Consider the following 11,211-nt stretch of genomic DNA (forward strand, 5'->3'; position numbering starts at 1 on the left):
TTCGTGACGCCTGTGCGGAATGACGCTGGGGAGTTAAGGGCATGAAAGCGGGCGCAGCGCGCCAGCTCGACGCCTTTCTCGACATGCTGGCCGCGGAGCGCGGCGCGGCGCGCAACACGCAAGACGCCTATCGGCGCGATCTTTCCGATTACATCGCGCATCTTTCCGCAAACGGCCGCGATCCCGGCGCCGCGACGACGGACGACATTCGCGCCTATCTCGCCTCATTGGAGCCGCGCGGCATGTCGGCGGCGACCGTGGCGCGGCGCCTTTCGGCGATTCGCCAGTTCCACAAATTTCTCTACGTCGACCGTCATCGCGGCGACGACCCTGCCTCCGGACTCGACGGACCGCGGATGCGGCGCAGCGCGCCCGGCGTATTCTCCACGGCGGAAATCGATCGGCTGCTCACGGTTGCGAGCGAAGGGCTCGATGACGACGCTCGGCCTGCTGGCGAGCGGCTGCGGGCGGCGCGGCTCTATGCGCTGCTCGAAACGCTTTACGCCACCGGCCTGCGCGTCTCCGAACTCGTCTCGCTGCCAAAAAGCGCGGCGCACTCGCGCGATCCTTTCATCGCCATCCGCGGCAAAGGCGGACGCGAGCGCCTGGCGCCGCTGACCGATCGCGCCCGCCGCGCGCTTCTTTCCTACCGCAAGCTGCTTGAGGAGATGGCGCTAGAGCGCGCCGGCTCGAGCTTTCTGTTCCCCGCCGACAGCGATAGCGGCCATCTGACCCGCCAGGCCTTCGCGCGCGATCTCAAGGCGCTGGCGAGCGCCGCCGGCCTGCCGGCCGCCGCGATGCATCCGCATGCGCTGCGTCACGCCTTTGCGAGCCATCTGCTGCAGAACGGCGCCGATCTGCGGGTGGTGCAGGAACTGCTCGGCCACGCGGACATCTCGACGACGCAGATCTATACGCATGTGCTCGACGAGCGCATGCGCGCGATGGTGCGCGATCTGCATCCGCTGTCGGAGACGACGGACAAGTCGGGTTGAGCCGCGCTGAGCCGGGTTGAGCCGCCTTGGGCGCTTTTTCCGTTGAATGTTGAGACGCGCTCAACGTAAGCTTTTCCGCGCAGTTGCGCGACCGAGGAGCGTGGAATGGCGAAGAACGCGATGGACTTTCGGCCCGAGGAAGAGAATGTCGCCTATATCGGCGCCGGCGTGACGCTCAAGGGCGAGATCTCGGCCTCGGATCTCATCATCGTCGACGGCGCGATCGAGGGCGACGTCTCGGCGCGCGTCCTTCAGGTGGGGCAGGGCGGGGTCATCCGCGGCCACGTCAGCGCTACGGAAGCCGACATTAGCGGCTGGATTTCCGATCATATCGAGATCAAGCAGCTGCTCGTCGTGCGCGCCACCGGACGCGTCGAGGGCAAGATCACCTATGGCGAGATCGAATTGGAGAAGGGCGCCGTCATCGCCGGCGAGCTGACCGCGATCGATGATTATCGCGCCGCGAAGGCCGCGCCGGCGGCCAAGCCCGCCGTCGAACGCGTGGAGATCGCCGGCGCGCCGCCGAAACCCTCTTCGATCGATCGCATCAATGAGGCGGTGCGCGGCGCCAAGGGCGCCAAGGGCGCGCTCTATCTCGCCGCCGCCGGCGATGAGAAGCGCGTCGCGACGCGCACGCTGCTCGGCCGCAAAACTTCGTCGGGCGGGTGAGGCTGATCGTTGCGCGACAGCTTGCCCGGCGGGCGGCGGCGGTCTATAGAACGCTCCTTCCCGCTCCCTTCGTCTAGCGGTCTAGGACGTCGCCCTCTCACGGCGAAAACAGGGGTTCGATTCCCCTAGGGAGCGCCATCACCCGCCACCGACTGAAAAACGCGCCAGAAATTTGGGAGGCGATGAGCCGCGCCTCCTCTGATTTTTTTTGCTCAACCTCTTATTTCGCCTCCCCCCGCGGGATCGGCCTGCAGCTTGGCGGCGGCCGCGCCCTCCATCAACGACTCGAGCGACGCGCCGGAGAGGCCCAACTCCTTCATCAGGCCGTCAATCACCGGAGCCTGCGCGCGATAGGCCAGCGCTGCAGTAACGGCGTCATGGGCGAGATTGCCCGAGCCGTTGCTGACGCCGCCATTGCCGACCTGTGACGGTCCGCGCGTGATGCCGTCGACCTGCACGATCTTGATCGAGTCGATCGCTTCCAAAGGCCGGACGGACTCGCGCACGATCTCGGGCAGAACCTTCAGCAGCGCGAGCTTCATCTGCAGGGACACCTGATTGGACGAGAGCAGGTTGGCCGCCTCGTTGACGGCCCGCTGGCCCGCCGCCTCGACTTCGAAGCGGACCCGGGCGGCGTCCGCCCGCAACTTCTCGGCCTCCGCCTCGCCTTCCGCCGCGAGCTTCGTCGCGGCGGCGCGATTGGCGGCGGCGTCCTTCTCCGCCTCCGCCTCGACCTTGATCGAGATCGCCGAACGTTCGGCTTCCTTCGCGGCTTCGATGAGTTCGATTCGCTTGGCGCGTTCGGCCACTTCGGTCTGGCGGCTGGTGACGACCTGCTCCTCCGCCGCCACCGCCTTGGCGCGCGCGGCGTCGGCCTCGGCTTTGGCCTGGCTTTCCTCGCGACTTTTGTTCTGAACCGCGATCTGCTGTTCCTGGCGGGCGAGCTCGACCGCCTGCTGCTGCGCGATCTTGGCTTCCTGGATTGTGCGATCCGCCTCGATCTGCTTGGCGTCGACCTGCTGCTTGGCGAGAATGCGCGCTTCGTCCGCCTCGCGGTTGCGCTGCGCCTGTTCGCGCGCGATCTCGGCCGCCTGCTCGGCGCGGCGAACTTCGATCTCTCTTGTCTGCTCCAGCAACGCAAACTCCGTTTCGCGTTTGATCTGCAGCGACTGCCGCTCGGCCTCGAGATTCTTCGTCTCGATCTGGACGCGCGTGTCCTGTTCGATATCGTTTCGCGCCTTCTTGCGCAGTTCGATCTGCTCGGTGAGCTTGGTGAGGCCCTCCGCGTCGAAAGCGTTATTGGCGTTGAAATGTTCGATCGAGGTCTGGTCTAGGCCCGTCAGCGAGACCGATTCGAGTTCGAGACCGTTCATCGCAAGGTCTGACGACGAGACTTGCTGCACCTTCTGCACGAAGTCGGCGCGCTGCTCGTGCAACTGATTCATCGTCATGCCGGCGGCCACGGAGCGCAGCGCGTCGACAAACTTGCCTTCAACGAGATCCTTGAGCGCCTCGGGCTGCATGGTGCGCGAACCGAGAGTCTGCGCCGCCATCGCGATCGCCGCCGCGTCAGGCCGCACGCGCACATAGAATTCCGCCTTCACGTCGATGCGAAGGCGGTCGAGCGTGATCAACGCGTCGCTGTTCTTGCGCTCGACGGCGAGGCGCACGGTGTTCATGTTCACCGGCATGGTTTCATGCAGCACAGGCAGAACCAGCGCGCCGCCATTCATCACGACCTTCTCGCCGCCGAACCCGGTCCGGACAAATCCAATCTGCTTCGAAGCCCGCTTGTACAAGCGGGTGATGATCACGCCGAATGTCAGCAGCAGGAAGAGAAGGACGACGGCGTAAACGCCGATCTGGATCAGATGAGCATCCATCTTATCACTTTGAATTTGCAAGGCGGGCAGTTCGGCCAGGGTGATGGCCTCTTGCGCTGTTTTGATGACGTTGAAGGGAATCATGTTCGCCGCTCCAAATACAGGGAATCCGATACGGCCTGACGTTGGCTGATCCGCCAGGTTTTGCCCCAACTCAGTCGAGTTGAGGCAAGTATGCGTCGCCGCGCGTGATCGCGCGGAAGTTTTCGCCCTCCTGTCGGACAAGAAGGATACGTTCGCCCTCGCCGAAGGTCTGCCCGTCATTGTCCGGCTCGACCATGACGTGATGCGTCTGGCCAAAATGATCGACGACGCGCGCGCGCGCTGGATTGCCCTTCGCGGCTCTGCCGATGACAATCTCCGCTTCTCGTCCGACCAGCGCGACCAGGTCGATCGCGGTGGTTTCGTCGCGCGGCATAATGGCGGCGAGCGGACGTGCGAGCGCTCCCGTCACTGGAAGTGCGGCCAGCGCCGCGATGGGGCCGGCAAGCCATGCCGACAGCGTGTGTCCGGTCAACGCGGCGAGCGCCTGCTGGCCGGCCAGGCCGATCAGTCCGAAGGCCGTCAGCAGCAGCATCGCCCACATCAGAAATGGCAAGCGCCGTAGCCCCACCAGGGAAAGAAGCCCCGCATCGATCGCCAGATTCCCCGGCGCGTCGATCTCGGCGTCGCCGTCGATCACGTCGCCGAGACCGAGAATTTGCACGAGCGCCAGCAACATCATCAGCGCGATTGCGACGCTAAACGGCAGATTCTCCGGCAGAAGGAACGACTCGATCATTCTTGCTGCGCCTCACTCGAGCGCGTCGAGCAATCCGCCAGCGCGCATGCCGGCTGACTGCGTCTCTGTCTGGCCTTGAGCGCGAGCAATACAGGCCTTCGATTTGTCGACCTCGTTTTCCAATGCCGCAACCGTCTGCTTCATGTTCTCAAGCGCCTGGGCTTTGAAGGAATCGATGCTGTCCATCGTGTCGTAGATATTCTGGAAGGCGCGGCGGAGCGTTTCGAGGGGGATGGTCGCGCTGGACGCCTGCTCATGGATTCGCGCCGTATTATCGCGCAGCATCTGACCCGTGCTGTCGATGATATTCGCCGTCGTGGCGTTGAGCGCGCCAATCTGATCGAGCACCAGCTTCTCGTTCGTCAGCGCCTGCGCGACCGTTACGGCGGTGCGCAGCGCGCCAACCGTGGTGGTGGACGCGCGGTCCACGCCCTTGATGAGCTCGATGTTGTTTTTCTTCACGAGATCAAGGGCGAGATAGCCCTGCACGCTGACCGCCATTTGAGTCAGCAAATCCTGAGTCCTCTGACGCAGATAGAACAAGGCGCTTTCGCGTAACGCTTTCGCCTTGGCCGGATCAGTCGCATCGAGATCCGCCGCACGGGACTCGAGTTCTAGGTCGAGCGCCTTCGACATAAAGATCATCTGCTCGAGCCGACCGAGCGCGACCCACAAATTCTGCCGCTCCACATCAATCGCGGTGTTGTCCTTCAGCAATTCGTCCTTGCCGCTCTTCAGGCGGGCAAGGATCGTCGCGATGTGGCTTTGCGCGCTCCTGTAAGCGTCGAAATAGCCGCGGAGCCGGTTGCCGAACGGGATGACGCCAAACAGCCTGCGCGGCGCGAAGAGGTCGCCCTGTCGGAGCGGATCGAGATCCTCGACGGTGCGGCGCAGCTCGGCAACGTCGGCGCCGAGGCTCGACGTCTCATCCATCGCGCGGACCGGCCGATTCAGGAAACGGTTTGAGTGGTTCGCCGCTTCGGCAATTTCGCGACGGCCCAAATTGGTGACTTGGTCGACGCGCCGGCCGAATTCGGGCGAATGACAATCCTGCGCGACGAGATCGTCCACGAACTCGACGACGCGCCCCTTCAGTTTCGACTTTTGCTCTTCGTCGACCGGGACCAGGCCAATCGCCTTCTCGGGCGGCACGGCTGGCGCGGGTTCAGGCGGGGCCAGTTTAAATCCATCGCTCACAGAGAGAATCGTCCATTCCAAATGGCCAAACGGAATCGTTTGCGGAGGCAAATCTGTGCCGTTGGCTAAGTCTTGGCAAGACGGGGCGCCACGGAGCGGGCGGTCGTTCGCCAGATTTGCAGATATGCGGCGTCTCGTCCAATTATTTCACGATACGGGGCTGTAATACGAATCATTTTGAAACATTGCGGAGGAAAGCATGGACCTCACGCCACCGGCGGATAATAGGCCGTTCTGAACAAAACGCGCGTTGCGTCCCTCGACTCTCGTACGACGGTTTCTGGCGGCAGTTCGCGCAGTTCGCCTTCTGAAAAATTCGCTGGCAATCCCACAGCGACGGCAATCCCGGAAGTGATCGCCTTCCGAATAAGCGGCAGCGGATTCGGTAAAAAATCTCGCCAGCCGAAGCGCGTCTTCTTGAAATACTCCGGTCCGCCCCAGGGCGGGTCAATATTCAGCGCATCGAATGAGAGCTTGGGATAGATTTCCATCACGTCGTCATGAAGGAATTCGATGCGCTCTGAGACGCCGTAGATCTCAGCGTTACGCTTCGCCATGGACAGCCTGTCGCGATCGACGTCGACGGCGATGACGCGCTTGCCGCATCGGGCGAATGCGATCGCCGAGCCGCCGATGCCGCAAAAGGCGTCCAATACGGCGTGACCGCTGAGGAGAGCGCCGATCTCCAGCGCGAAGCGCTCCGGCTTGACGGAGAACAGCCCCACCTCATCGGTTTCGACGCCCTCATCCCATTTCGAAAACAGATCGTAGCGACGATCCCAGTATTTTTGGGCGCGTTCGCCGAAGGGATTATCGTTGCAGGTCATCACGCGCGCGTTGGGTTGAGCTTTTCGCACTCGATCATGTGGATCGATCCCAGGCAAGGGAGGAAAGCCCTCAGCCAAACCCTCAAATGCCTCGCTCAAGAAAAAGCGCCCGGCCAGTTTGACCGAGCGCCAAGTCGAGGGGGGAGAGGGGAGCTCCGTGCGGAGTGAACCCAGCGGGCTGAGAATTGTTCCAACCGCGCGGTGTCGGAATGCGCTCTCCCCGCGTCCTCCCGCCGCCTTGACGAAACGGCTCCGCCTATGCCCATTGAGCGCGATTTTTTCGCCGCGCCGGCGCGCCATTGCGCCAGGGAGACATAGCCCATGAACATCCACGAATATCAGGCCAAGGCCGTTCTGCGCGACTTCGGCGCGCCCGTCGCTGACGGCGTCGCCGTGCTGCGGGCCGAAGACGCCCGCGCGGCCGCCGAAAAGCTCCCCGGCCCGGTCTATGTGGTGAAGGCGCAGATCCACGCCGGCGGGCGCGGCAAGGGGAAGTTCAAGGAGGCGAGCGCCGGCGACAAGGGCGGCGTGCGCATCGCCAAATCGATCGACGAGGCCGAGGCCTTCGCCAAAGAGATGCTTGGCGCGACGCTCGTCACGCAGCAGACCGGCGAGGCCGGCAAGCAGGTCAATCGCCTCTACATCGAAGATGGCGCCGCGATCGACAAGGAATTCTATCTCTCGATGCTGATCGACCGCGCGACCTCGCGCATCGCCTATGTGGTCTCGACCGAAGGCGGCATGGACATCGAGAAGGTGGCGCATGACACGCCCGAGAAGATCGTGACCTTCTCGGTCGATCCGGCGACGGGGCTGATGCCGCATCACGGCCGCCAGGTCGCCGCGGCGCTCGGCCTCACCGGCGATCTCGCCAAGCAGGCGGGCGCGCTGACCGAAAAGCTCTACGCCGCCTTTGTGGCCAAGGACATGGAGCTCTTGGAGATCAACCCGCTGATCGTCACCAAAGACGGCAAGCTGCGCTGCCTCGACGCCAAGGTCAGCTTTGAGAACAACGCCCTCTATCGCCACCCCGACATGGTCGAACTGCGCGACAAGAGCGAAGAGGACGAGAAGGAGATCGAGGCGTCGAAATACGACCTCGCCTATATTTCGCTGCCGGGCAATATCGGCTGCATGGTCAATGGCGCCGGCCTCGCCATGGCGACGATGGACATCATCAAGCTCTACGGCGAGTTTCCCGCCAACTTCCTCGACGTCGGCGGCGGCGCCACGACCGAGAAGGTGACGGCCGCGTTCAAGATCATCACCGCCGATCCGAACGTGAAGGGCATTCTCGTCAATATTTTCGGCGGCATCATGCGCTGCGACACCATCGCCGAAGGCGTGATCGCGGCGGTGAAGGAAGTGGGCCTCAAAGTGCCGCTGGTGGTGCGGCTCGAGGGCACCAATGTCGACCTCGGCAAGAAGATCATCAATGAGTCGGGGCTGAACGTCATTCCCGCCGACGATCTCGACGACGCGGCGCAAAAAATCGTCGCTGCGATCCGACAGGCGTGAGCTTTCCTTTGGGCTTCTCTCCGCGAAGGGGAGAAGCCCTGCCGGGATTTCTTCCGCCTTGCGTCATCGGCCCAAAAGGGCCATCTTTAGGCGCGACCTTGGACTTTTAGGCCGCTGTTCCCCGTGGGGCGGCCTTTGCGCGCGATCGTCGCCTTTTAGGGAAGCGCCAGTGCCCAAATCAGCTCTTCTGTTTGCGTCTCCGGCCAGCCGCGCGAGACGCGCTCTGGCGCGCCTGTCGTGCATCTTGCTTGCGGGGTCCGGCGCCTTCGGGCTCTCCTGCGACAGCAGTCTCGCGGCGCGGGAAAATATCGTCGTCGCCCGGCCTTTCGAGGTCGGCACCAGCCTGTCGGGCAATTATCTCGCCGCGATCGTCGCCGGCGCGCAGCGCGACACGCTCGCCGCCTCGACCTTCTTCCGCGAGGCGTTGCGCGACGATCCCAAAAACTCTGATCTCGCCGACCGCGCCTTTGTCGCGGCGCTCGCCAACGGCAATATGTCGGAGGCCCTCTCGCTGACCGGCCGCGTGATCGCGCATGACCGCACGAACGGGCTCGCGCATCTCGCCCGCGGCGTCGATCTGATCAAGACTCGCAAATACGCCGCCGCGCGCGCCGAACTCGCCAAGGGCGGCGGCGACCGTCGCCGCGACATCACCTCGACGCTGCTCTCCGCATGGAGTTACGCCGGCGCCAAGGACACGCGTCGCGCCCTCTCGACGCTCGATACGCTCACCGACGACGCCTTCGTGGTGTTTCGCGACTATCATGCGGGTCTGATCGCCGATCTCGGCGGCGACAAGGCGGAGGCTGAAAAGCGTTTCAAGTCCGCCTATGCCGCCGAGAAGAACACGCTGCGGCTTGTCGACGCCTATGCGCGCTTTCTCGCGACGCACGGACGGCGCGACGAGGCGAAGCAACTCTACCTCGCCTTCGACGAGGTCGCGCCCAATCACCCGATCGTCGTCGCCGGCCTCGCCGCGCTCGAGGAGGGCAAGCCGCTGCCGGCCTTCGTGCGCACCGCCGACGAAGGCGCGGGTGAAGTGCTGTACGGGCTGGGCGCCGTCGGCGGCCGCCAGGGCGACGAACTCGCCTCGCTCATCTATCTACGCCTCGCGCTGCATCTTGCGCCGGAGAACGCTCTCGCCATCGTCACGCTCGGCGACGTCTATGAGCGCATGAAGCAGGAAGAGGCCGCCATCGATCTTTATCAAAGCGTGCCGAAAGACAGTCCGCTGCGCGTCAACGCCGACGTGCAGGCGGCGCTGCTGCTGGAAACGCTCGGCAAAACCAAAGAGGCGAGCGATAATCTCTCCGCGATCGTCGCCGCCAACCCCAAGAATCAGGAGGCGTTGACGGCGCTCGGCAATCTTCAGCGCTCGCGCAAGGCTTTCGCCGACGCCGCCGTGACCTATACGCGCGTGCTCGATTTGCGGTCCAAGGCGGACAAGAGTCTGTGGCTGCTCTACTATTATCGCGGCATCGCCAATGAACGGCGCAAGGATTGGCCGGCGGCGGAAGCCGATCTCAAAAAGGCGCTGGATCTCAATCCCGACCAGCCGCTGGTGTTGAACTATCTCGGCTATTCCTGGGTCGACAAGGGCTCCAATCTCGACGAAGCCTTCAAGATGCTGCGCCGCGCCGTCGATCTGCGGCAGCGCGACGGCTATGTCGTCGACAGTCTCGGCTGGGCCTATTACCGCCTGGGGCGCTATGACGACGCCGTGCGCGAATTGGAGAAGGCGATCGACCTGAAGCCGTCAGACCCGGTGATCAACGATCATCTGGGCGACGCCTATTGGCGCGTCGGCCGCAAGCTCGAAGCGCGGTTCCAGTGGAACCATGCGCGCGACCTCAATCCCGAGCCCGACGAACTGCCGAAGATCCTCGACAAGATCAACAACGGCATGGCCGATAATCCGACGCTCGCCCATGACAAGGCGGCGCAGAACGGCGGGTGATTACCCCTTCTCGCCGCCCCCCATCTCCAGCACGACGCGCCACTCTTCGTCGGTCACCGGCTGCACGGAGAGGCGCGAATTATTGACGAGCACCATGTCCTTGAGGCGCGGCTCGGCTTTGATTTCGGCGAGCGTCACCGGCTTTTTCAACGCCTTAACGGCCTTCACATCGACCATGCCGAATTTGCCGCTCTCGTCGGTGTGGTCGGGATAATAGGTCTTGATGATCTCGACGACGCCGACGACCGCCTTGTCCTCGTTCGAATGATAGAAGAAGCCTTTTTCGCCCTTCTTCATCGCCATCAGATTGAGTTTGGCGGAGTGGTTGCGCACGCCGTTCCAGAACGTGCCCTTGGCGCCGGCCTTCACCTGCTGATCCCAGGACCAGCTCGACGGCTCGCTTTTTAACAGCCAATGCGCCACTAGAGCTGCGCTCCCACCACGCGTTTCCAGGGTTTCAGCTCCACCGAGGCGAAGAGGCCGGCGGCGGCGTAAGGGTCTTCGCTGAGCAGCGCGCGCGCCGCCGCCTCATTCTCGCAGTCGAGAATCAGCATCGAGCCGACCGGCGTCTCGCCGTCGAGAAAGGGGCCGCCGAGCTTCACGCGCGCGGCGTGCTTGTCGAGGAAGGCGAGATGCGCGGCGCGGGTCGACATGCGCAGCTCGACGTGATCGGGCTTATCCAGGCAAAGGGCGACGAAGAACACAAGCGGCCTCGCGTAAGCGTGACGAAGGCGCAACTTGTTCCAAAGCCCGCGCCGCGGGTCAACAGCGCCGCCGCCGAAATGACGATTTCATGTTTGAGGAGGCGAGGGCTTCGGGAAGGGGAAGGCGCCTGAAGGGCTTCCTCATCCTTGTAACTTAAACCGTGCCGGATCGGCTAACATTGCCGCTGCGGTGGCGGACGGGACGCCGGCTCATCCTCGGGCGATCGAGCCCGTTCCTCAGCTTGGCCGCCCGTCTGCCGTTCCATCGAACCCGAACAGTCGCTTGGGCCGCGCGAAGCGAAGCCCGCTTAGGCAAGGACGGGACATGATGGACGCTGTATATGTCGGGATCGATGTTTCCAAAGACCGGCTTGATGTGCATGCGCTTCCGCAAGGCGCGGCCTTTATGGTGGCGCGTAATGGCGAAGGCGTTGCGCAGCTCGTCGAACGGCTAAAAGGGCTGTCGCCCGCGTTGATCGCGCTCGAAGCCACCGGCGGCTTCGAGACCGTGGTCGCTGCGGCGCTTGCCGCCGCCTCTCTGCCCATCGTCGTCGTCAATCCGGCGCAGGTGCGTCACTTTGCGCAGGCGCTTGGTCGGCGCGCCAAGACCGATCCGATCGACGCCGCGGTCATCGCCCGCTTCGCGCAAGCGACGCAACCCGCTGCGCGTCCGCTGCCCG

11 protein-coding genes and 1 tRNA gene are annotated in these 11,211 nt (G+C 63.8%); 6 read left to right on the top strand and 6 right to left on the bottom strand.

All coding sequences use genetic code 11. The annotated features are described in order from the left end of the window. The first annotated feature begins 41 nt into the window (after positions 1-41). From IYX23_RS01955 to IYX23_RS01965, 3 genes are all read left to right on the top strand, one after another. Positions 42-995 (top strand): tyrosine recombinase, encoded by a 954-nt coding sequence (locus IYX23_RS01955; protein ID WP_196391770.1) that lies wholly within the window; start codon positions 42-44, stop codon positions 993-995. Between the two features lie 105 nt (positions 996-1,100). Continuing rightward, positions 1,101-1,664 (top strand): polymer-forming cytoskeletal protein, encoded by a 564-nt coding sequence (locus IYX23_RS01960; protein ID WP_196391769.1) that lies wholly within the window; start codon positions 1,101-1,103, stop codon positions 1,662-1,664. A 62-nt stretch (positions 1,665-1,726) separates the two neighbouring features. Then, positions 1,727-1,802 (top strand) — tRNA-Glu (locus tag IYX23_RS01965). Between the two features lie 74 nt (positions 1,803-1,876). Here the strand turns inward: IYX23_RS01965 and IYX23_RS01970 are convergent. The 4 genes from IYX23_RS01970 to IYX23_RS01985 form a co-directional block, all read right to left on the bottom strand. Next, positions 1,877-3,631 carry a flotillin domain-containing protein gene (locus tag IYX23_RS01970; protein WP_210330429.1) on the bottom strand — a complete coding sequence of 585 codons (1,755 nt, stop codon included), beginning with the start codon at positions 3,629-3,631 and terminating at the stop codon, positions 1,877-1,879. A 70-nt stretch (positions 3,632-3,701) separates the two neighbouring features. Continuing rightward, on the bottom strand, positions 3,702-4,328 hold the full coding sequence (locus tag IYX23_RS01975) for a YqiJ family protein (RefSeq protein WP_196391768.1): 627 nt from the start codon (positions 4,326-4,328) through the stop codon (positions 3,702-3,704). 12 nt (positions 4,329-4,340) lie between these two features. Beyond that, entirely contained in the window at positions 4,341-5,525 is a 1,185-nt protein-coding gene (locus tag IYX23_RS01980) for a toxic anion resistance protein (protein ID WP_210330427.1), read from the bottom strand. Positions 5,526-5,731: 206 nt separating this feature from the next. Beyond that, a complete protein-coding gene (locus tag IYX23_RS01985; protein WP_196391767.1) occupies positions 5,732-6,352 on the bottom strand; it encodes a methyltransferase domain-containing protein in 621 nt (206 codons plus the stop codon). Between the two features lie 321 nt (positions 6,353-6,673). Between IYX23_RS01985 and sucC the strand changes: the two genes are divergently transcribed. Beyond that, entirely contained in the window at positions 6,674-7,870 is a 1,197-nt protein-coding gene (gene sucC / locus IYX23_RS01990; protein WP_196391766.1) for an ADP-forming succinate--CoA ligase subunit beta, read from the top strand. A 244-nt stretch (positions 7,871-8,114) separates the two neighbouring features. After that, positions 8,115-9,827 carry a tetratricopeptide repeat protein gene (locus IYX23_RS01995; protein ID WP_196391819.1) on the top strand — a complete coding sequence of 571 codons (1,713 nt, stop codon included), beginning with the start codon at positions 8,115-8,117 and terminating at the stop codon, positions 9,825-9,827. Here IYX23_RS01995 and IYX23_RS02000 read toward each other — a convergent pair whose 3' ends face one another. Further along, positions 9,828-10,250, bottom strand: a complete 423-nt coding sequence (locus tag IYX23_RS02000) for an EVE domain-containing protein (RefSeq protein ID WP_196391765.1) — start codon at positions 10,248-10,250, stop codon at positions 9,828-9,830. It abuts the gene before it with no gap. Then, positions 10,250-10,531: a YciI family protein gene (locus IYX23_RS02005; protein WP_196391764.1), complete on the bottom strand. Its 282-nt coding sequence runs from the start codon at positions 10,529-10,531 to the stop codon at positions 10,250-10,252. Before IYX23_RS02005 ends, IYX23_RS02000 begins: the two co-directional genes overlap by 1 nt. A 328-nt stretch (positions 10,532-10,859) precedes the next feature. Between IYX23_RS02005 and IYX23_RS02010 the strand changes: the two genes are divergently transcribed. Further along, positions 10,860-11,211 (top strand): transposase (locus IYX23_RS02010; protein ID WP_196398816.1); only part of this gene is annotated, 352 nt, incomplete at its 3' end.

Source organism: Methylocystis sp. L43 (assembly GCF_015709525.1).
Classification (GTDB): Bacteria; Pseudomonadota; Alphaproteobacteria; order Rhizobiales; family Beijerinckiaceae; genus Methylocystis.